At 62.3% G+C, this 20380-nt stretch carries 25 protein-coding genes and 1 pseudogene; 14 read left to right on the forward strand and 12 right to left on the reverse strand.

Going from position 1 to position 20380, the window contains the following annotated elements; translation table 11 throughout:
* The first annotated feature begins 52 nt into the window (after window positions 1-52).
* Complete coding sequence (locus D3227_RS25190) at window positions 53-1042, forward strand: substrate-binding domain-containing protein (protein ID WP_120016984.1); 990 nt, start codon at window positions 53-55, stop codon at window positions 1040-1042.
* Between the two features lie 155 nt (window positions 1043-1197).
* The gene (locus D3227_RS25195; protein ID WP_120016985.1) at window positions 1198-1428 is read left to right on the forward strand and encodes a hypothetical protein; all 231 of its coding nucleotides are present in this window, start codon (window positions 1198-1200) and stop codon (window positions 1426-1428) included.
* 52 nt (window positions 1429-1480) lie between these two features.
* Here the strand turns inward: D3227_RS25195 and D3227_RS25200 are convergent, their stop codons facing one another.
* Window positions 1481-2503: an aminopeptidase gene (locus D3227_RS25200; protein WP_120017048.1), complete on the reverse strand. Its 1023-nt coding sequence runs from the start codon at window positions 2501-2503 to the stop codon at window positions 1481-1483.
* Window positions 2504-2814: 311 nt separating this feature from the next.
* Between D3227_RS25200 and D3227_RS25205 the strand changes: the two genes are divergently transcribed.
* The gene (locus D3227_RS25205) at window positions 2815-3462 is read left to right on the forward strand and encodes a class I SAM-dependent methyltransferase (RefSeq protein ID WP_120016986.1); all 648 of its coding nucleotides are present in this window, start codon (window positions 2815-2817) and stop codon (window positions 3460-3462) included.
* A 235-nt stretch (window positions 3463-3697) separates the two neighbouring features.
* On the opposite strand, the gene D3227_RS25210 is transcribed toward D3227_RS25205, so the two are convergent.
* A complete protein-coding gene (locus tag D3227_RS25210; protein ID WP_120017049.1) occupies window positions 3698-4534 on the reverse strand; it encodes a hypothetical protein in 837 nt (278 codons plus the stop codon).
* Window positions 4535-4759: 225 nt separating this feature from the next.
* On the reverse strand, window positions 4760-5779 hold the full coding sequence (locus D3227_RS25215; protein ID WP_120016987.1) for a nucleoside hydrolase: 1020 nt from the start codon (window positions 5777-5779) through the stop codon (window positions 4760-4762).
* A gap of 251 nt (window positions 5780-6030) precedes the next feature.
* On the opposite strand from D3227_RS25215, the gene D3227_RS25220 reads away from it, so the two are divergent.
* From D3227_RS25220 to D3227_RS25235, 4 genes are all read left to right on the forward strand, one after another.
* Window positions 6031-6195: a helix-turn-helix domain-containing protein gene (locus tag D3227_RS25220; protein WP_167480833.1), complete on the forward strand. Its 165-nt coding sequence runs from the start codon at window positions 6031-6033 to the stop codon at window positions 6193-6195.
* A 185-nt stretch (window positions 6196-6380) separates the two neighbouring features.
* Window positions 6381-7034, forward strand: a complete 654-nt coding sequence (locus D3227_RS25225; protein WP_120017050.1) for a LysE family translocator — start codon at window positions 6381-6383, stop codon at window positions 7032-7034.
* A 118-nt stretch (window positions 7035-7152) separates the two neighbouring features.
* Window positions 7153-8112, forward strand: coding sequence for a DMT family transporter (locus D3227_RS25230; RefSeq protein ID WP_120016989.1), 960 nt, complete (start codon window positions 7153-7155; stop codon window positions 8110-8112).
* Window positions 8113-8224: 112 nt separating this feature from the next.
* Window positions 8225-9511, forward strand: coding sequence for a mechanosensitive ion channel family protein (locus D3227_RS25235; protein ID WP_120016990.1), 1287 nt, complete (start codon window positions 8225-8227; stop codon window positions 9509-9511).
* Between the two features lie 149 nt (window positions 9512-9660).
* Here D3227_RS25235 and D3227_RS25240 read toward each other — a convergent pair whose 3' ends face one another.
* Complete coding sequence (locus tag D3227_RS25240) at window positions 9661-10905, reverse strand: phosphatase PAP2 family protein (protein ID WP_245451868.1); 1245 nt, start codon at window positions 10903-10905, stop codon at window positions 9661-9663.
* A gap of 322 nt (window positions 10906-11227) precedes the next feature.
* Between D3227_RS25240 and D3227_RS25245 the strand changes: the two are divergent.
* Window positions 11228-11431: pseudogene (locus D3227_RS25245) on the forward strand (mechanosensitive ion channel family protein); the annotation flags it as partial.
* Window positions 11432-11520: 89 nt separating this feature from the next.
* Here the strand turns inward: D3227_RS25245 and D3227_RS25250 are convergent.
* From D3227_RS25250 to D3227_RS25275, 6 genes are all read right to left on the reverse strand, one after another.
* Window positions 11521-11703 carry a hypothetical protein gene (locus D3227_RS25250; RefSeq protein ID WP_120016991.1) on the reverse strand — a complete coding sequence of 61 codons (183 nt, stop codon included), beginning with the start codon at window positions 11701-11703 and terminating at the stop codon, window positions 11521-11523.
* Window positions 11704-11782: 79 nt separating this feature from the next.
* Window positions 11783-11977, reverse strand: a complete 195-nt coding sequence (locus D3227_RS25255) for a hypothetical protein (protein ID WP_120016992.1) — start codon at window positions 11975-11977, stop codon at window positions 11783-11785.
* 150 nt (window positions 11978-12127) lie between these two features.
* A complete protein-coding gene (locus D3227_RS25260; RefSeq protein ID WP_120017052.1) occupies window positions 12128-12313 on the reverse strand; it encodes a hypothetical protein in 186 nt (61 codons plus the stop codon).
* 38 nt (window positions 12314-12351) lie between these two features.
* A complete protein-coding gene (locus D3227_RS25265; RefSeq protein ID WP_120016993.1) occupies window positions 12352-12567 on the reverse strand; it encodes a hypothetical protein in 216 nt (71 codons plus the stop codon).
* 23 nt (window positions 12568-12590) lie between these two features.
* The gene (groL, locus tag D3227_RS25270) at window positions 12591-14225 is read right to left on the reverse strand and encodes a chaperonin GroEL (RefSeq protein ID WP_120016994.1); all 1635 of its coding nucleotides are present in this window, start codon (window positions 14223-14225) and stop codon (window positions 12591-12593) included.
* A gap of 56 nt (window positions 14226-14281) precedes the next feature.
* Window positions 14282-14614 (reverse strand): co-chaperone GroES, encoded by a 333-nt coding sequence (locus tag D3227_RS25275; protein ID WP_120016995.1) that lies wholly within the window; start codon window positions 14612-14614, stop codon window positions 14282-14284.
* A 494-nt stretch (window positions 14615-15108) separates the two neighbouring features.
* Here D3227_RS25275 and D3227_RS25280 point away from each other — a divergent pair, with 494 nt between their 5' ends.
* The 6 genes from D3227_RS25280 to D3227_RS25305 all read left to right on the forward strand — a co-directional run bounded on the left by D3227_RS25280 (window position 15109) and on the right by D3227_RS25305 (window position 16878).
* Window positions 15109-15369, forward strand: coding sequence for a hypothetical protein (locus D3227_RS25280; RefSeq protein ID WP_120017053.1), 261 nt, complete (start codon window positions 15109-15111; stop codon window positions 15367-15369).
* Window positions 15369-15734, forward strand: coding sequence for a hypothetical protein (locus D3227_RS25285; RefSeq protein WP_120017054.1), 366 nt, complete (start codon window positions 15369-15371; stop codon window positions 15732-15734). Before D3227_RS25280 ends, D3227_RS25285 begins: the two co-directional genes overlap by 1 nt.
* A gap of 86 nt (window positions 15735-15820) precedes the next feature.
* Window positions 15821-16063 carry a hypothetical protein gene (locus D3227_RS25290; protein WP_120016996.1) on the forward strand — a complete coding sequence of 81 codons (243 nt, stop codon included), beginning with the start codon at window positions 15821-15823 and terminating at the stop codon, window positions 16061-16063.
* Window positions 16060-16380 carry a hypothetical protein gene (locus tag D3227_RS25295; RefSeq protein WP_120016997.1) on the forward strand — a complete coding sequence of 107 codons (321 nt, stop codon included), beginning with the start codon at window positions 16060-16062 and terminating at the stop codon, window positions 16378-16380. Before D3227_RS25290 ends, D3227_RS25295 begins: the two co-directional genes overlap by 4 nt.
* Entirely contained in the window at window positions 16377-16652 is a 276-nt protein-coding gene (locus D3227_RS25300) for a DUF1488 family protein (protein WP_120016998.1), read from the forward strand. Before D3227_RS25295 ends, D3227_RS25300 begins: the two co-directional genes overlap by 4 nt.
* Window positions 16653-16698: 46 nt before the next feature.
* Complete coding sequence (locus tag D3227_RS25305; RefSeq protein ID WP_245451869.1) at window positions 16699-16878, forward strand: hypothetical protein; 180 nt, start codon at window positions 16699-16701, stop codon at window positions 16876-16878.
* Between the two features lie 35 nt (window positions 16879-16913).
* Here D3227_RS25305 and D3227_RS25310 read toward each other — a convergent pair whose 3' ends face one another.
* Both D3227_RS25310 and D3227_RS25315 read right to left on the reverse strand, forming a co-directional pair.
* The gene (locus tag D3227_RS25310) at window positions 16914-18122 is read right to left on the reverse strand and encodes an MBL fold metallo-hydrolase (RefSeq protein WP_120016999.1); all 1209 of its coding nucleotides are present in this window, start codon (window positions 18120-18122) and stop codon (window positions 16914-16916) included.
* Between the two features lie 2 nt (window positions 18123-18124).
* On the reverse strand, window positions 18125-19933 hold the full coding sequence (locus D3227_RS25315; protein WP_147377670.1) for a gluzincin family metallopeptidase: 1809 nt from the start codon (window positions 19931-19933) through the stop codon (window positions 18125-18127).
* Window positions 19934-20380 lie beyond the last annotated feature (447 nt).

The following is a 20380-nucleotide window of genomic DNA, read 5'->3' on the forward strand; positions in this document are numbered from 1 at the left end:
AAGACTGTGAAACCAAGGTCTGGCCCCCGGCCCGACGAGGAGGAGAGTGAGCATGAAAACCATTCAACGAGGATCACGGCGCGCCCTGCAGGTCGCGTTGCTCGCAGGCACCAGCCTGTGCATTGCAGGCGCTGCGTATGCCGCCGAACCGATGGTCAAGGCATGCGCCAAGGACGGCCAGTTCATCATCGGCTTTTCGCAGGCGAACAATGCCGAGCCCTATCGCCAGCACGTCAATGACGAGCTGAACGCGGCGGCCAAGGAAGTGCCGGGCTTCACCCTGCAGATCGCCGACGGCGCCGGCAACGTCAACACGCAGACCTCGCAGGTCGACAACTTCATCACCCAGAAGGTCGATATCCTGCTGATCTCGCCCTTCGAGGCAGCCCCGCTGACTCCCGCCGTGAAGCGCGCCATGGACGCCGGCATCCCGGTCATCGAGCTCGACCGCAAGACGGTCGGCGACCCCGGCAAGGACTACACGGCCTTCATCGGCGGCGACAATTTCAAGATCGCCGAGGAAGCCGGAAAGTACACGGCAAAGACGCTGCTGCCGGATGGCGGCGAGGCGGCGGTGCTGCAAGGCCTGCCGAGCTCGACGCCGGCGGTGGAGCGTCTCAATGGCTTCAAGGAAGGCGTGAAGGGAAACCCGAAAATCCAGATCGTGGCTGAGCAGGCCGCCGACTGGGTTCCGGATAAAGCCCAGACCGCCTTTTCCGCCATGCTGCAGGCGCATCCCGACATCAAGGTGCTCTATGCCTCGAACGACATGATGGCGGCCGGCGCGCTGCTCGCCGCCAAGGGTGCGGGCAAGGACGTCAAGATCATCGGCACCGACGGCCTGCCGGGTCCGGCCGGCGGCATCGAAGCGGTCGCCAAGGGCGACTGGGCGGCGACCTTCACCTATCCGACCGGCGCCAAGGAAGCGATCGAGATGTCCAAGAAGATCCTGCTCGACTGCGCCACTTCGGTGGAGCCGACGGTGACGGTGGAGACGACAGCGATCACGGCCGAGAACGCCAAGCAGCTGATGGGGAAGTGAGGGGCTAGAGTTCGCCACTGAGGTTGAGATGGCAAGGCCCCGGGAGGGGCCTTGTTTGTTTTGGGCCCGGGCGCTGTGACTGACGGTCTCATCGGTATCGGCGGAGCCGCGAATCTGTGTTAAGCCGCCGCTCAACCAACCAAAGGACGACACCTGTGAGCGAACCGACCGTGGCCCAGGCGACCGAAAGTATCTATGTCTCGCTCCGGGCGGACAATGCCGACATCGACGCGCATATCGCGACGCTTAAGGCGGCGCTGACACGAGAAGGGATAAAACAGGCGGTGTTCGATCCGACAAAGTTGGCGCAGAACAACCGCTCGGGCCGCAAGTTGATGCAGGCTTATTTTCGGCAGCGCGGCGTGAGCGTGAGGTTTTCCGACTAGTAGAGCCGCGCCCATCATGGGCTCGCGCGGCCGGCCGCCTTGCTCGTCAAAGTCAATGACACGTAGCCGCGGTCTTCAACGCCTGGGCGCGCGAAGGATCGGGCAAATTCGCGATCCGTCGAACAGACGCATAGAACCTGGGATAGTCGCCGGAGCACAAGTCGAACAGGCGAAGAAACGCCGGAACCTGTTCGCCATAGACAGCGGTCGCGGCGAGCTTTGCGTTGTTGATCGGGGCGTCGAACCAGGCGTCGTATCCCCGGTATCCGGCCCAGCGCCTGTCACGCATCTGCCGGTAGCGCATTCGCAGCTTGTCGATCGTGGCTGCTTTGGCAGCCGCCATCTGCTCCGAGGTACGGGAACTCTCATAGACCTGCCTCAACTCGTCCCGAGTTTTCGACACGAGTCCGAGAAAATCGGCTCTGCGCTTGCGATCGGCTTCGTAGCGGCGCAATCCGGCGTAATCGCCAACGGTACGGAGCCATTTCCTTACGCCGGTGGTTTCGACGGCAGCAGCGAAAGCCTCATTGAATGCGGAATCGTCATCCACATAGATGCGCTGATGCGCCAGTTCATGAAAGATAAGGCTTGCGAGATACGTGTCGTCCTGACGGAGCATGGTGCTTAGCAGCGGGTCACTGGACCAGCCCAGTGTGGAATATGCGGTGACGCCCGTGACATAGACGTCCAGCCCCTGTCTATGAAGTTCGACAGCGCTTTCAGTCGCGAATTTCCGAGCAAAGTAACCCCGGTACGGAACGCAGCCGAAAACAGGAAAGCACCACGTTCGTGGGGTCAGGGAGAACTGCGGCGCGGCAAAAACGGCCCAGGTCACAGCATCCCGACCGATGTCAACATAGCTGCGGTAGCTGTTGTTTTCGGGCAGTGCCAGTTCATCTGTCGCAAACCGTCTCATGGTGCTCGCCGACGTCAGCTTGGTGCGCAATGCCTCAGGCGTCGAAGGATTATGGATCAGTTTTCCAACATTTTCGCGGGCTACCATGATCTGCACATGACCCTCCAACGACTGCGCGTAGTAGGAAATGGTTGTGCAACCGGTCACCCCGGACGCCATGATCACCGCGGCAAGCAATCGAAAAACGCCCTTCACAGCTTGCCCACCGCTTGCTCATCTCCCCATGGAGCAAATGTCCCGATTGCCCCGGGTCTCAAATAGGCGCACCAACGTCAAGATCTGGAGAGGGTGGCAGGTCGGAATTTCGACTTTGGCAGGATTGGCAAATGCGGCCATTCGCCTACGATTGACGGAAGTCCACCGCAAGGCGGAGTCGGCGAGATACGGACTGCGGCGTGCCGCCGCCGGCCGCTTACGTTGCGTTTAGCTCCGTCCTGTAAGGATTTCGCAATCCGGGGGGGCGCACGCGAATGCTGGACAATTACGAACTCGACCGGTTTGGCGTGATCCACCAGATCGACGCCACACCGATCACATACGACAAGCAATACATGTCCTATTACGAGGACCTGAGCGACCGCACCATCAAGCTCGGCTATCAGCGGCTTGGCTGGGTGCTGGGGATCACCGGCGAAATACCTCGGTCCGTGCTGGAGATTGGCTATGGCACCGGCACATTCGTCGAAGCCGCCAAAATTACCGGGGTTGCCGACTGCGCCGGCTGCGACATCACCAGGTTTCCGCTGCCCGACGGCGTCCGCTTTGTCGATTGGAATGAGGCGCTCGCCGGCTCGTGGGATCTCGTGGCCATGTTCGACGTGCTCGAGCACATCCCTGACCTGGGTTTCCTCGCCCGCCTTCAGGCCCGCCACCTGGCCATCGCCGTTCCTTATTGCCGCTGGCGTGAACTCGGCGCCGATGGCGACGAATGGTTCCGGACGTGGCGCATGCGATTGCCCAACGAGCACCTGCACCACTTCGACCGTGACTCGCTGGTGGCGCTCCTCGCGCACCACGGCTTCGAGTGCGTGACGCTGAACGGCTTCGAGGACGGGATCAGACTGCGGCCGGGCGAGGCGGGCCCGAACATTCTGTCCGGCTTTTTCAGAAAGCTATAGGCCGGTTTCCGCCGCGGCTGCGGTCAGGCCGTTCGGAAGAGGGGGGCCCTGTTCCTGGTCAGCCGCTCCAGCGCATCCACAATCAAATCGCAGAACCTGCGATGGTCGAGCTTGATCGACGGCGTCAAGGAAAACGCCGAGATTCAGGCCGAGCAGGCGGCCGGCTGGGTGCCGGGCAAAGCCGCCTTTGCCGCCATGCTGCAGGCGCGCCCGGCGCGATAGAGCGCAGGCGAATTCACGGCGAGGTCGTGAACCCGCATTGCTTCTGTTCCATCTCGATCTGCTTCGTGATGCGGATGGCGTTCTGTGCGTAGGCCTCCGTCACGGTGCCGCTGTTCACGGTCTTGTCCTTCAGCGGACTGACGGCTGCGCAGAGGTGGAAAACATGCTCCGTCTCGGACTTCGCGGCTCCGTTTTCCGGCGCGATCCAGTACACGACATCCTGACCAGCGGGGTGTGCCGGGTCCTTCGTCGCCGCCGCCACCGCGGCGGAGTCGGTGGCGATCGCCTGCGCCTGGGCGGCGACCTCGGGCGAACAGGCCGTGGTCGGCTGCCCCGCCTTGATCTGGGCCGCGCACGCGTTCATGTCTTGGGTGTACTGCTCGACCGATGGGGGTTGGAAGCTGACCCCGATCACCGTCGCGAGCACGGCCAGCACAGCGCCGACGCCGCCGGCAACCTTCTTGCTCTGCGGGTCCATGTTTTTGTCGGTGAAGATCAGGAGAACCAGCGGGAGGAAGGCAATCAGCGTGATGATCGCGCCGAGCTGGTTCTGGACGAAGAACCTGAACGTCTCGGATGCGCGGGCCGGGTCGTGCCTGTTGGCCGCCTTCCAAAGCAAGTTGCCGGCGATAGCGAAAATCGCGATCCCGACCAGAATGCCGATCAGCAGCGGCAGGTTTCCGTGGTCGAACTTGTGCCGGTAGAGCAAAACAATCCCGGCGATCTCGCCGCCAATGGCAACGATCCACGAGAGCGCGGCGAACAGGCGGAGGCGGGTGGCGCTGGACTTCTGGCCCTGCGTTGCTTGCCAATCCTTGGTAACGTCTGTGGTCGGCTTATTGTCGGTCATGACCAGGTCCCCCGGTATCGACACTTTTGCAGGGCGGCGTCAAATCGAAAGGTCAACCCGCCCGGCGCAGCGTCATTGAACAAACGTTTTCGTCGCCTGCCTTGGCGACGAAAGCGCCACAGCAGACCATATCCCCATCCTTATTGCGCATGATTGGATTCGTCCATACCCACGGGGGCAGACGCCGATGGCGATCCGGACGTGGCGCATGCGACTTTTGGAAAACTATAGGCCGGTTTCCTCCGCGGTCAGGCCGTGCGGAAGAAGGGGGTCACCCTTGCCCCTCGTCAACCGCTCCAGCGCATCCACAACCAGATCACAAAACTTCGGATGGTCGAGCTTTATCGCCACGGTGTGGCGGAAGTCGATCTGCTCGCTCGCCGTGCCGCCGAAATGGTGCCTGCCGCCCATCTTCTCGAAATTGCAGACCGTCATGCCCTTGGTCCACCGGCCGGCAAGCTCGACGCGGATATCGGTCTTCTCGGTGGTGAAGACGGTCGGGTCGATCATGGCCGCGACGCAGCATGCGTCATGGACGGCGGGATACTCGATCTGCAGCAGGCCGCGATGCGTGGTCGCTATGAACTCCCAGATATCGAGGATGAACTTGGCGATCGGGCCACCGACGGCGCGCACCCGGTCCTGCAGGTCCGGTGTGGCCAGCGCCTGGTGCGTGAGGTCGAGCCCCACCATGGTCACGTCCCAATCGGCGCGAAACACCACGTCGGCAGCCTCCGGGTCGGCATAGATGTTGAACTCCGCCGCGGGCGTGATGTTGCCGCGCGTGTAGCTTCCCCCCATCGCGACGACCCCCTTCACCCGCTCGACGATGCGCGGGTCCTTGCGGACGGCCAGAGCGATGTTGGTGTAGGGACCGACGGGTACCAGCGTGATCGTCTTCGGCTCATGCGCCATGACAGTGTCGATGATGAAGTCGACGGCGTGCCGCTTGTCGAGCTCGAACGAGGCGGTCGGCAGCACGGGGCCGTCGAGCCCGGTATCGCCGTGGATCTCGACGGCCAGCACCTGATCGATGATTAAAGGGCCGGGAGAGCCTTTCGCCACCGGCACCTTGATGCCATAGGCGGTGCATACGGAGAGCGCATTGCGCGTGGTGTTCTCGACATTGTGGTTGCCTGAAACCGTGGTGATGCCGAGAAGGTCGATCTTGGGGTTCCCGGCCGCGAGCAGGATGGCGATCGCGTCGTCGTGCCCCGGATCGCAGTCCAGGATGATCTTTTCCATGGTGGCACCTCGTTTGTCGGCCGAGCCTGCGAGGACAAGAGACTGCCGCGCCTTGTGCCGTCAAGATTCTTGTTCTCAACTGGTGAGAGACGATCCGATGGCCTCCCTGATCCGGAGGCGGCATGACTGGGCGGGCGCTTTCGCTTGCCCCGCGCCGGTTGCCGACTAGTTACCACTTGCGTTCTTCGCCAGCAGCGAGGTGGCAGCAATGACGCGGAGCGTTGCGTTTCTTGTTACGGGCGACGGCGCGATTGAGGGTCGAGGCCGCGCGACGTGCTTTGGAGGAAGGGACATTGCCGATGAACGAGATCGCCAGGCTGGTCGGCTTCGGCGACGAGCAGAGCCTGCGCCGGGCCATGCTGGCATCGGCCGCGATCACGCCGAGCGAATATCGCCACCGTTTTGGTCCGTCATAGGCGAGGGGCGTATGCTTTGCCGCGCCAATGCAGCTGAAACCGCCTTGGCAGGAATTGAATGAACATTGTCCTTCTGCCGAGCCGACCGGGCCGCTAGGGTGAGGACGAACCAAGCGGCCGACTTCCGCATCGGCCCGCGTCGCCATCAATTGCCAAACTTCGCAGAGAACAGTTCGGAGGGAACCTTGTCTGAGATCGTGACCATCTTTTCCATCCTCGGCGTCTTCCTGCTTGGCGCGATGAGCCCAGGACCGAGCTTCGTCGTCGTCTCCCGCATCGCGGTTGCGGGCGAGCGCGCCGATGGTCTGGCGGCGGCGATCGGCATGGGCATTGGCGGCTTCATTTTCGCGGCGATCGCCGTGGCGGGATTGACCGCGCTGCTGGTCCAGATCGCCTGGCTCGACATCACGCTGCGCATTGCAGGCGGCGCCTATCTCATCTGGATCGGCATCAGGATATGGCGTGGTGCCACCGAACCGGTCGAGATCACCAGCGACGCCTCGGCCCGCGCCGGCTCGTTCTGGCGGGCGCTTCGTCACGCGCTCCTCGTGCAGCTCGCCAACCCCAAGACCGCGATCTTCTACGCGTCGATGTTCGCGGCCATGCTGCCGGCGTCGCCGCCGCTGTGGATGCTGCTGGTCCTGCCGCCGCTGCTGTTCTGCAACGAATTCGTCTGGTACGCGATCGTCGCCTTCGCCTTTTCGGCGAGCGGGCCGCGCTCCGTCTACCTGCGGGTCAAGCACTGGATCGACCGCGCCGCCGGCGCCGTCGTCGGTGCGCTCGGTCTGAAGCTGATGATCGAGGGCATGGCGGCGGCGCGAAGAGGCGTGAGCGGATAAGGCGCTCCAGCAGGTCCCTTTTCGACCTCACTATTTTCAGAACCAGATGTAAGATCCAAAGACCGGGATATATTGCGGGTACATTCTTGGGCTAACGCTCATTGAACGGGGTCATGGCATGCAGGCAGTGCCGATATCTCATCCAGGCGAGCAACCTGCCGTCGGGTCGATATCCTCTTTGACCGGCTATCCGGCTGCCGTCCTGTGCTGGCTTCTTTCGGCTGGTGTGTATATCGCGGCCAAATGGGTGGCGCCTGAAATGCCACCCTGGGGCCTCTGCTTTTGGCGCCTTACCCTTGCTTGCGCCATCCTGCTGCCGATAGTGCACCGCCATCGCGGCGCGATGATGGGGCTTCTGCGATCCCGGCCCCTGGAGATCATCGCCGTCGGAGCGATCGGCCTGACGCTGTGCCAGGGCATGATCTACCATGGCCTCAACGATACCGACGCAACCACGGCCGGTATCATCATGGCGCTGTCTCCGATCATGACGATGGTGCTCGCGCGTTTTGTGCTTGGCGAGCCGCTCGGGCTCTGGAAGGCGCTTGGCGCGCTGGTCGCGCTCGCCGGGATGATGGTGATCGTCGCGCACGGAAACCTGGCGGCGCTCCTTCAGCTCCGGTTCAATCCTGGCGAATTGTGGATTGTCGGCAGTGCGTTCTGCTGGGCTCTCTACACCGTGCTTGTGCGCCGTTCCAAATTCGGCATCGAACTCTTGCCGTTGGTCGTGCTCCTGCTCGGCGCCGGTGCGCTGGTAGCCCTGCCTTTCCACCTCTGGGAATTGTTCAATGACGAACGCTCCGCCATGAATGCCCATGGCTTGCTCGCGCTCGCCTATCTGGCAGGCCCGGGCGGCGCCTTGATGTACTATCTCTACAACCGAAGCGTGGAAACACTTGGCGCGAGCAGGGCGAGCATGCTGCTCTATCTGCAAACACTGTTCGTCGCCGTGCTGGCCTATCTGTTGCTCGCAGAGAGCCTGCATGACTACGACCTGCTTGGCGCTGCCTTTATCGTAGCCGGGATCGTTCTCGCCACAGCGCTGAAACCCAAGCCGGGTCCCGCTCGCATGGCGTAGGCGCAGAGCCGGCATCGAGAGCGACCGCTGCTGACCCCGAAGGTCAACTTGACCAATCACAAGGCCGACGACATTGTGGACGTGCAATTCGTAGCCAAGTGGTCGTGTGGCAATGGATTTTCGCGACGCCATCGATAGATCGCTGGCCTGGGCCGGCGGATGGTTCGACTATGCCGCCACGCCGTGGTTCGTCTATCAGGCCGCCATCATCGTCTCGCTCTTCCTGGTGGCGAAGCTCGCGGCGCTGCGGATCGAGCCGCTGGTCGAGAACCAGGCACGCCAGATCAAGGGCCATCCCGGACTGCTGAGGGTTGTCATCGCGCTGTTGCGGCGCACCGACTGGATCCTGTTCACGATCCTGCTGTTTGCCGCGCTTAACATTCTGCGCGCCATCACCTGGCCGAGCCGCACCCATCTCCTCCTCGTCGCGCTGCTGCTCTCGCTGGCGTGGCTGTTCGCGGCCGTGCTGTCGCGCATCATCCGCAACCGCCTCGTCGCGCGCACGCTCGGCTGGCTGGCCTGGATCTACGCGGCCCTTGTCATACTGGGCGTCGGCGACGAGGCAGCCGCTTTCCTCGACAGCGTCGCAATCCCTCTGGGCGCGGTTCGCCTTTCGGCGCTCATGGTGCTGAAGGCGGCGCTGCTCTTGATCGCCACCGTCTGGCTCGCGGTGGTCACCGGCAATTACATCGATGAGCGCGTCCGCGTCTCCGAGGAGCTGACGCCGTCGATCCGCGTCCTCGTCGGCAAGGTCGCCAAGATCGGTCTCGTGCTGGTGGCTGGGACCGTTGCATTCTCCGCCGTCGGTCTCGACCTGACGGCGCTGACGGTGTTTTCCGGTGCTGTCGGCGTCGGTCTCGCTTTCGGGCTGCAGAAGGTCGTCTCGAATTTCGTCTCCGGCGTGATCATCCTGCTCGACAAGTCGATCAAGCCGGGCGACACGATTTCTCTGGAAGGCACGTTCGGCTGGATACGCGAATTGCGGGCGCGCTTTGTCTCGGTGGTGACGCGCGACGGCCGCGAATTCCTGATCCCCAACGAGGACTTCATCACCCAGAGGGTCATCAACTGGTCGTTCAGCGACAACCTCGTGCGCCTCGACGTGAACTTCGGCGTCTCCTACGACGCCGATCCGCACAAGGTCAGCGAGCTGGCGATAGAGGCCGCGATCAGCGTCGGCCGGGTCGACGCCGACCGGAGGCCAGTCTGCTGGCTCACCGACTTCGGCGACTCCTCGCTGAACTTCGTCCTGCGCTTCTGGATCCGCGACCCCCAGCAAGGCCTGACCAACGTGCGCGGCAAGGTGCTGTTGGCGCTGTGGGACACATTCAAGGCCAACGACATAAGCATTCCCTATCCGCATCGCGAGATCATCATGAGAGAGGCGGGCGGGCGCTGAGGGTGCGGGGGCGCTGCTGGTCGCCAAGGGCGGCGTCAAGGACAAGGACGTCAAGATGGTCGGCACCGACGGGCTGCCGCCGGCGGCATCGAGGCAGTGGCCAAGGGCGACTGGGCGGCGTCCCAATGACTGCTTCGTCTCTCCTTCCGCTAGTCTGCTCCATCCTTTCTCGCCCGCTCGATGAATTTCTCCGCGACCGCTTTGCCGAGTGCGGCACCGGCCTTGTTGTCCATTTCGTAGTGGATGCCTGCCCAGACGCGCGAATCGCCGGCCTCTTTGCCAACCTTGCGGATGAATTCAGCATGGCTGGGAAACAGGTACGCCAGGACCTCGCATCGGGCAGTTGAAAGCGTGGAGTGGTTGGACGGATAACTGGGATGGGCAGGGACCGCAAACTGGGGAGTGATGCTCGGATCAAGCATGTGGGGGCGCAGGTACCAATAAGCGTACTTCCCATCGTTGCTTGCAATGAGAGCGTCGTAATATACCGTTGCAAGCATCGCGTAAGCCCGCGCGGCACGCGGCGGATTCGAATCCGTCTTGTCTTCGAACATCCACTTGCTGGCATAGTCGTACCAGTCGGTGAACAGGCCGGATGGGCTCTGCCAATAGAACGCTTTGTAGCTGTTAGGGAATTTTCGTTCAAACTGCCGGATTGCATCTGTCTCGGCCTTTACGGCCGGGGACTGGCAGTCGGGTGGGGCCGGCGACCTGAACTCATCGGCTGTTGCGAGTACGATCGGCTTCCAGTTCGGCACGGTTACATTGGCGGGTTTGTCCCCGACCCACTTGCATGGCCCGGTCGGGACCGTGCCGGCCCAGACTGCGTCGGAGCCATCGGCCTTTGCCCGCGCAATCACCTGTTCAGCCACCCGTCGCCCCAATTCGAGGCCGGCGGAAGAATCGCTCGGGAATTGGAGACCGGCAAGGACACGGGACTGTGCCGCTTCTTCGGCCATTGCCTCGAACGACGACGTCTCGTCCGGAAAGAAATAGGACAGAACGGTCGCGGCGGCTCCGGCGACTGCGGCATGCTCCGATGGGTAGGAGGGACTCCGCGGCGTAGGCAGCACAACCGACAGTGCCGCATCCGCCTCGCTCGGGCGCGGGCGATTATAGAAGTACTTCGACTCCCACGCGGCAATGGTGGCGTCGTAGATCGCCATCGTCAAATACGTATAGACGCGGTGTGCGTTGGGAATCTGCTTGCCTTCGAGAAGGCGGTCGTTGACCAGGTCGATCCATCGATAGCCAGGCGAGCCGGCATCCCAGAACGTGATCTTCGCGGCGACCTGCGCATCGTTCTTTGCGATAATATTTCGGAGCTGCTCCAGCTCGGCCGTGGAAGTATCCGGTGGGGGCGGGACTCGGAGGTCCTCGCCCGACGTGATCACCCACGTCTTCCACGTTCCAGCCTTTGGTTCTATCAAATCCGATTGGGCGAAAGCGCAGTTCCCTGACAAAAGGACCACTGCGCAGGCTTTGCATAAGGCGCTAAGCATGTTTGGCCTCCCATGGTTGGTCCCCGGCCCAAAGACGGACGCTTTTCTGGTTTTACAGCTGCTCCGTCCCAATTTTAGCGATCGCTGATTATAGCGCCGGACACCGCCGGGCAAAAGGATCAAATGCGAATAGGGCAGCGTTGTTGGTGACCGCTTCCTTTCTGACTTGAGGCCCGATTGCCGCTGTGACAGCGTCGGCCGGGTCGACGCCGACCGGCGGCCGGTCTGCTGGCCGACCGACTTCGGCGACTCCTCGCTGAACTTCGTCCTGCGCTTCTGGATCCGCGACCCCCAGCAAGGCCTGACCAACGTGCGCGGCAAGGTGCTGCTGGCGCTGTGGGACACATTCAAGGCAAACGGCATAAGCATCCCCTATCCGCATCGCGAGATCATCACGAGGGAGGCGGGCGGGCGCTGAGGGTGCGGTGTTCACCGCCAAGGGCATGCGGGCAGGGACGTCAAGATCGTCGGAGCCGACGGCCTGCCGCCGGCGGGGACGTAGGCACATCAAATCAAACGGTTGCTTTCCGCAGTTTGACGCGCCCGCCGCACTGTGCCGTCGGTGTCGGCGATCTTTCGTCTTGCGGCTTCGTCGCTTCTGATCGTCAGCCGCTTCGACAGGACTTTCGGAGACTTGAGGATCGGCTCGATCGTTACGACCGGAGCGTCCGGGGTTTTCATGAATCTCATAGACAATGTCCTTTCAGGTAAAAATGAAGGCAGGCGCGGAGCGGCTGTCCGCTCCGGCACCTTATGCACGGCGATAAAATTACTTTCGTACGATCCAGGCCAGCAATGCCGATTCAAAATCGGAATTGCCGGTATAGTCGCGGATCAAAAGCGCGGCGTATCCTTGCCACTGATCCTCGGGGATCCCATTTTCGATGACCGACGTTCTGAAGGCGTCGCGCAGGATATTGCAGTCAAAAGTCGAGATCACATCGGCCGAATGATCATTGTCCATGATGCAGCTCCCATTTAGGGGGCGGGAGTACGGTGGACGCTCTCAAGCGCCGGTGCCCATGTTCTGGCCGGCGACGACGGGACTGTACGCCCCCGACCGCTGGTTAGCGAATCATTCCGGCAGATTTGTCCGTTGGTGCATCAGCACAGGTCAGCGGCCGGCCTCTTCCCGCCGCTTGAAGTCTTGATCATTCAGCCGGCCGACTATCTCGTCCGCTTCGCCGGCATTGATGCCGACCATGACCTTGTGATTGGACTCGGCGGGCTGGCCGGTGAAGACGTCGAAAACGGTCCAACTGTCCGGATGGTCCATGCGAAGCGCGTAGCGGTTTGCCATAGTCCGCGTCCTTTCGTTCTCGCCCGCCACTGACCGGTTCAGGCCTGCACAATGAAAAACACTGCCGCCAGGACGACGACTGTCCACAGCACCACACCCAGCTTCAAAACCAGGCCCCCGTGTGACGAGAGACCCTCCCGCATGCTGGCAGCCACGTTCTTCATGCTCCTGGATCTGGCCGGCGTCGCCGCAACGGTGACCGGCGGCTTGACCCCAAGCCTGCCGAATACCGGAAGCAGTGTCGGTTCACGCACGGGTTTCTCCTGACTTCAAGGCCTCAGTATCCCATTCCGCCCATGCCGCCGCCGCCGGGTGAGGGCGCGGCGTCCTTGGCCGGAATGTCGGTGATCATGGCTTCTGCGGTGATCAAAAGCGCGGCGATCGAGCCGGCATCCTGCAGTGCCGTGCGCACCACCTTTGCCGGGTCGACGATGCCGGCCTTGATCATGTCGACATAGACCTCGTTCTGGGCATCGAAGCCCTGATTGTGATCCTTGCTGTCGGAGAGCTTGCCGACGACGATCGAACCCTCGACGCCGGAATTCTCGGCGATCTGGCGGATCGGCGCCTCGAGCGCCCTGAGCACGATCGAGATGCCGGCCGTCACATCGGCATTGGCGCCGGTCAGGCCCTTGAGCGCCGACCTGGCGCGCAGCAGCGCCACGCCGCCGCCCGGAACAATACCTTCTTCGACAGCCGCGCGCGTGGCGTTCAGCGCATCGTCGATGCGGTCCTTCTTTTCCTTGACTTCCGATTCGGTGGCGCCGCCGACGCGGATCACCGCAACGCCGCCGGCGAGCTTCGCCAGCCGCTCCTGCAGCTTTTCCTTGTCATAGTCGGAGGTGGTTTCCTCGATCTGTCCCCTGATCTGGGCGATACGCGCCTGGATGGTCGCCTTGGTGCCGGCACCGTCGATGATGGTGGTGGTGTCCTTCTCGATCAGCACGCGCTTGGCGCGGCCGAGCATCTCGATGGTGACGTTTTCGAGCTTGATGCCGAGATCCTCCGAAATCATCTGGCCGGCGGTGAGCACTGCGATGTCTTCCAGCATCGCCTTGCGGCGATCGCCGAAGCCCGGCGCCTTGACGGCCGCGACCTTGAGGCCGCCGCGCAGCTTGTTGACGACCAGCGTCGCCAGCGCTTCGCCCTCGACGTCCTCCGAGATGATCAGCAGCGGCCTGCCGCTTTGCACGACGGCTTCGAGGATCGGCAGCAGCGCCTGCAGATTGCCAAGTTTCTTTTCGTGGATGAGGACATAGGGGTCCTCCAGCTCGGCGCGCATCTTGTCGGCATTGGTGACGAAATAGGGGCTGAGATAGCCGCGGTCGAACTGCATGCCCTCGACGACGTCGAGTTCGGTCTCGGCGGTCTTGGCTTCCTCGACGGTGATGACGCCGTCATTGCCGACCTTGTCCATCGCCTTGGCGATCATCGCACCGACGGTGGCGTCGCCATTGGCGGCGATGGTGCCGACCTGCGCGATCTCGGCCGAGGACTTGACCTTCTTGGCCCGCGACTTGACTTCCTTGACCACGGCGGCAACGGCCTGGTCGATGCCGCGCTTGAGATCCATCGGGTTCATGCCGGCGGCAACCAGCTTGGCGCCTTCGCGCAGGATCGAGGCGGCCAGTACCGTGGCGGTGGTGGTGCCGTCACCGGCAAGGTCGTTGGTCTTCGAGGCCACTTCGCGCACCATCTGCGCGCCCATGTTCTCGAACTTGTCGGTGAGCTCGATTTCCTTGGCCACCGTCACGCCGTCCTTGGTGATGCGGGGCGCGCCATAGGCCTTGTCGATGATGACGTTGCGGCCCTTGGGGCCGAGCGTCACCTTGACGGCGTTGTTGAGCAATTCGACGCCGCGCAGCATGCGGTCGCGGGCATCGGTGGAGAATTTGATTTCCTTGGCAGACATGATTGTTCATCCCGTTCGAAAATTGGAGTGCGCGGTTTGCCGTAAAGCCAGCCTGGTCAGGCGGCGTTCTTGACGGCCGCTGTCTTGTCGAGAATGTCGATCTTCTCGATAATACCCATGATGTCGGCTTCCTTCATGATCAGAAGGTCTTCGCCGTCGATCTTGACCTCGGTGCCCGACCATTTGCCGAACAGGATGAAGTCGCCGGCTTTCACATCGGGCACGATCAGCGCGCCGTTTTCGTCGCGAGCGCCCGGGCCAACGGCGATCACTTCGCCTTCCTGGGGTTTTTCCTTGGCATTGTCGGGAATGATGATGCCCCCCTTGGATTTGGTGTCGCCTTCGGCGCGGCGAATGACGACGCGGTCGTGGAGTGGCCGGAATTTCATGGGAAACTTCTTTCTGGGGCCAGCATAGGCGGCCGCTACCCCTGATATAGGCGCGTTGGCACTCGATAGATAGGAGTGCCAGAATTAATTCTCGCGAATGTCCAAGAAATCGAATGAAATAATTCGAGACGCGCAGAAAATCATTCGCATCGGAGGAAAACTTTCTGCCGCCGTGATTTTCGCGGACGCTGATTTGTTATTTCAAAGGACAAATAAAAGGGCACCGCGACCTTGTTTGCAACTCAATTGAGGCGCATATGTAAAGCTCGTTGATTTGGTCGAGTTGGCTTTGTGTCAGAGCCCCGCCATTCACCACCGAATTCTCGAAAACGAGTGCATGCGCCGGTCCGGCGCACATTTCGTCCCGTTCGAACCCTGGAATGAAACCGACGCTGACCACGGATATACTGGCAGCGTCGGGCATCGCCTCAGCGGTTCGAGTGGGAATGATACGGAAAGGCGCAGCCGTGCGTTTCCGCGGAAAGCCGCAATTCATGACCAGCCGCACCACACCATCAGTCGTTCGCTTCAGGTCGGCGTTTTCGCTGCCCGGCTTCGATGCGCCGCAACCACCCGGAGAGTATCGCGTCGATCATGACGAGGAGGCCCTCGAAGGGGCTTCGCTGATCGCATGGCGCCGCGTCGCCACCTTCATTCACCTGCCGGCGATTTCCGCCAGCGGAGCCACGCGGCAGATGGTGCCGATCGAACCGGCATCGCTTGAAGCCGCACTGGAGCAGGACCAGAGACAATGATGAGAACCACCACCCTGATGCAACGCAACGCACGCCCGGTCCGCCGCGAAGCCGCAACGCATCTCTTTGCCGTCGGACTGGCTGTCCGGCTGAAGGGCGGCTTCGGCACGTTTCCAAAGACCGCGGAAATCTACCGCATCATGGCCACGCTGCCGCCCCGAGGAGATTCGCTGCAATACCGCATCCGCAGCGACGGCGAACTTCATGAACGGGTGGCGACGCAGGACAGCCTCGAACCGGTCGACACGTCGCCCGGTGACACCATAACGCTCATCGAAAGGACGTTCGACCATGTCAAAGGGACAAAAACGCTCGAGCCGGGAGATCAGGAAGCCGAAGCAGGAAAAGGTCCTGCCCAAAGCTGAAAGCGTGTTCGGCACCCAGACCAGGCTTGCCGCCAACATCAGTGCCCCGCGCGGCAAGGGCAAGAACTGACGCTGCGAGACGGGCGATGAAGATCCTGATCGAATTCTATCGCACCCGAGAGGCGGACGATGCGCATGCCCTGATCGGCCGCGAGATCGTGGAAGCGGCCGACCTCGACGATGCGATCGAAATCGCCAGGCTTTTGGCCAGGACCCTGAACATGCCGCAGCGGCCGGACGCCTTGACGATCGCCGACGCGACTGGCGCAACGCTCTATTCGGGCGCTCTCGCCACGCAAGCGGTCAATGAGGAAAGGCCAGCATCATGAATGCCCGCAACACCGAAACCGATCGGCAGCGCAATGCCGCCGCGCTTCGGATCTGGGAAAACGAGGGTGGCGCGTCGGGACGCGACTTCGCAAATCGCCAATATGGCCGCCGCGTCGAAGCGGATCGTTCCTGGACCGTCTATCACGTCTTCTCCGGAATTCCGGCACATGAGGACGGCGTTGCGATGACCGGCCTCAGCCGGTCGGATGCGACGCGCAGCATGTTGTCCCTCAACCAGCGCAACGCCGAGCGCCGCAGGGCGCGGGTTGCGGCGCCGCCAATTGTCCCGCACGAGAGAGTGGCGGGCCAGTCATGACGCTCTCCTTTCCCAACCCCAGCCGCAGCTTCGACGAAGCCCGCAACGCCGTCCGCTTCACCGGCCATGACGGCATGTTCGAGGTGCGATTCTTCGTCGAGATCGCGGCGCTGGCAAAATCGGACACCGCCTTGGCCGGGACAGCGGCGTCGGAAACAAAATGCCTTTCAGCCTTCGACAACTTGCGAACATCCATCCACCAGGTTGCCAGCAAAGCCTATTCCCGCGACCGCCGCAGTTCCTACACTTTGACTGCTGCCGATTTCCGGTAGGCATGGCACCGTATCAGGAACGTTCTGGTCGTTCAGCGACAACCTCGTGCGCCTCGACGTGAACTTCGGCGTCTCCTATGACGCCGATCCGCACAAGGTGAGCGAACTGGCGATAGAGGCCGCGATCAGCGTCGGCCAGGTCGAGGCCGACCGGCGGCCGGTCTGCTGGTTGACCGACTTCGGCGGTTCCTCGCTGAACGCGAGCAAGGCTACGAGCCGAGCGTGAAGGAGCGCTGCCGTTATTGATGGAACGGGTTCGGGCTAGACTGGAATATCGAGGTCGTAGCAGAGCGTGCCGTTGCGGACGAAAGGCCCAGGCGGGTTGTCTTCGGCGCGGTCGCTCACGCAGAACGGGAAATTCCTTTCGGTGAGCAGCGTGAGGATCGGCTCGTGGGGGATTCCCTCCCACCCTTTCTTGGGCGTCATCGACACCATTGCCTGGACCACACCATTGTGCGCGTTGTTTTTGCCGATGATGTCACGGAGCAGCGATGCCGGCGTCCCGTTGTGACTAGAGTGGTGGCTGACCTTGAGGAAGGTAACCTTCTCAAGCAACTCCACCGCTTCGGCATCCCCGAGCGCCAACTCCCAGGGACCCCACTGCGCATCACCGGGAAAGAGCAGGTACTCGTCGCCGATGCGGAAAAGCAGGATGAGGCTCGTATTGTTGATATCGGCATCGAGCTTGGCCGCTGCGAGTTCGTACGCCGCGACCATCGAGGCTGCCTCATTGATCTGCTGCCGATCGTCAAGCATCGGCGGAAACTCTTCGATCCACCCCTCGCCGAATGGCTGGAACTTTTCACCTGCACTGGCGCCGTCTGGATTGGCGGAGAACCCCGTGAGCAGCGACTGACCTTGCGGTGGGTCGGGATCGTTCAGCGCCGTGTCGTCGTGTGGCGGCCCCATGACAAAGATGTCGATGCCAGGGAGGAGTGGTGTCTTGATTTCCTCGACCACGGCCGTCTTGCTTTTGGGGAAGAAGCGCCGCTCGGGCTCGCCCTTGAAGCCGCGGTGCAGCGTGCCGAGCGCGCCCTCGTCGGAGAGCGCGTTGAGGGCGACTGCGCCGATCCGATTCTCGTCTAGTCCAAGCAGCGTAGCAGCGACCCTCAGGTTTCGGGCGGTTGCCGCCAGTTCATTGCGAATGCGCCGGGCAGCCGGATCGGTCGGGGACTCTACCCATGGCATCCACACCTCGCCGACCTCGACCTCGCCCCAGACCTTCTTGGCGAAGCCGGAAAGGTGGTCCTCGTGGCGGTGAGAGAGGACAAGGACGTCGATGCGGGCCTTGCCGTCGACCGTAACGTCCTTGATCACCTGCTTGGCGATGTCTTCGATCGATTTCTTCTTCTTCTTGATCGAGCCGCAGTCGATGAGTATTTTCCGGTCGCCATCGCTGGTTGGCAGAGTGACGAGGAAGCAGTCGCCGAAGCCGACATTGTACATGCGGATGTTGATGTTGCCGGGCATGCTCAGGCTCCCTCGTGCAGTGCGCGGAAGCGGGCCCTGAGCTTCATCCGGTTGCTGATGTAGGCGGCGTCGGCGAACGCCATGTTGGGGTCGCGAGCGTCCATACTCTCGACAAAGGAGGCCGTTGCTTTGCGGCGGGCCAGTGCCGCGTCGTTGAGCTCCTTGGGGAGCCGCGCGTTGTTCATCGGCTTGGACGCGATGTAGCGCACGGTGCCGTCGCTGCCGAAGATGACCGTGGCGCCACCGCGGAACGGAAGGTCGCCGGAGTTGGGATCGGCGGGTTCCTCGGTTTGCATGAATTGGGCCACGAACTCGACGGCAAGGCGCTGCTCGGCAGTGATCCGGTGGGTGGCGTGAAAGCCGATCACTGCGATGGTTCGGCCCTTGTCGAGCCCGAATGCGTCGGCGTTGTTCAGGGCATACTGATGCAGCGCCGGGAACATCGCACCGCGGTCAACCGTCGGCCGGCTTGGGTCGGGAATGGCATCTTCTTCGCCGCTCTCCTCAAGCGAGCCGCTTTGCAGCGACGCTGCCTGGTTTACGCGCGCCTGCTTGTGACGCGTCGCAACGCGCGCCTGGTCGAGGCCCTCGGCCGAGAGGGTCAGAAGGTTCCGGGCCATGGCAAGGATGTGATCATGGAGCCGCTCGGGCACGCCGTTGATCTGGCTGGGCCACAGCAAGGCTTCCTCGGCGAGCGACTGGACCCCGGAGGGGTATATGCCCCGCTCGCGAAAGGCTTCGATCGTTTCGAACCGCACCTCGCCGGGATCGGCGGGGTTCAGCTCGAAGTCGGAGGTGACGAGCGCGCGCAAAAAATCGCCGAACGTGACGTCGACGGGCGGCATGTAGTCGAAGGCCCGGAAGCACATCCGGAGGAACCGGTCCGACAGCTGCGCCGCTTCGGTGGAGAGGCGATTGACGAGATCCGGATGGAGGCGGCCGCCCGGCAGCTCGCCGGAGCCACCTGTCGCAATGCGCAAGAGGTCCGCGGTGCGGTTCTGGAACGCCTTGATGTACCCTGCGAAAACCGCGCTCAGCAGGATCGCCCCGCGCTCGTGCGCTTCGTGTGTCTTTGCCAGCTTTCCCGGATGCGGCTTCTCGTCAATGGCCGAGCGAAGCCCCTTTCCTGAGCCAATCGCCTGACCGAACTGCTGGGCCAGCTCCACGAGCATTTTTGATTTTTGCAGTGCGCCTTCCGAGGCCTGGATGTGTTCGGCGAGGAGCTCGCGATAGGAGAAGCGCTGAAACAGCGCCACGATGTCGGAGAACGCCTCGTGGAAGGCGAGGACATCGACATTGCTCGGCTCGAGGAAGTACGGGCGGAGGCGATGCACGATGGCGTGCGTCATCTCATGGGCAATGATGTCGTGCGACAGGCACGTAAAAACGGTCTGGCTGGGTATGTTTTGGCCGGGGGAATTCACGTCGGCCTTGAAGTAGCCGAAGAGAATGGCGTTGAGCTCGGGGTCGAAGAAAGCGTTGCGGCCATAGAAGGCGTGCGGGAAGAGCCGGAGCGGACGCCTTTTGCGCGACAGGGAAATGTTGCGGCCAAGCGCCCGAACCGCGCTGTCGATCACCTTCATGGCGACCGCGTAGACCATCTGCTGGTGGAAGCGCGGGTCCGACTCGCTCTGCGGAAGGCCAGCCTCCATGAGCAGCGGGCGCTCGTTGAGGTTGACGCTCGCGTAGAAACGCTCGTTCCAGGCATCGTAGTCGTAGACCTCGACAAGTTGGCCGCGCGGACCCGTCTCGAGGTCGATCTCGTTGGGGACCTCGATCGTTATCCGATAGGGCGCGCGCCGGCCGCTCATCGGATCGGTCGCGTAGATACGCAGGCGCCGCTTCTCCGGGTCGCGCGTGGCATAGTCGCTTTGATTGCGCTTCATGGCCCCTCTCCCTGAATTCAGGGGATCATAGTCGCATCTTGAGATAATACCAGTATTGAACAGCACTCATCGAAGTATTAATGCAGGAAATATCACGGCGTCGTCCGGAAGCTTCTTGCGACGGATGGCGATCCAGCCGCTTCCGTCACCGTCGCGCTACTCGTGGCTCTGTCGGACGGTCTGCTCGATCCTAGGCGCGTCCCGCCCTTATCGGAGGAGCGCTGGAAAGGTTGCTGGTCCGGCGTCGAGCCAACAGTTCGACTGGCGGCGAACTCCTCCCCTTGGGCAAGCCAACACTGCTCAAGTCTCGCAGTTCGCGCGCGAGTTGCTCCCGGTGCAAAATCGCGGTCATGACAATCCACCACGAACCCT

The organism is Mesorhizobium waimense (assembly GCF_003601975.1).
GTDB classification, from domain to species: domain Bacteria; phylum Pseudomonadota; class Alphaproteobacteria; order Rhizobiales; family Rhizobiaceae; genus Mesorhizobium; species Mesorhizobium waimense.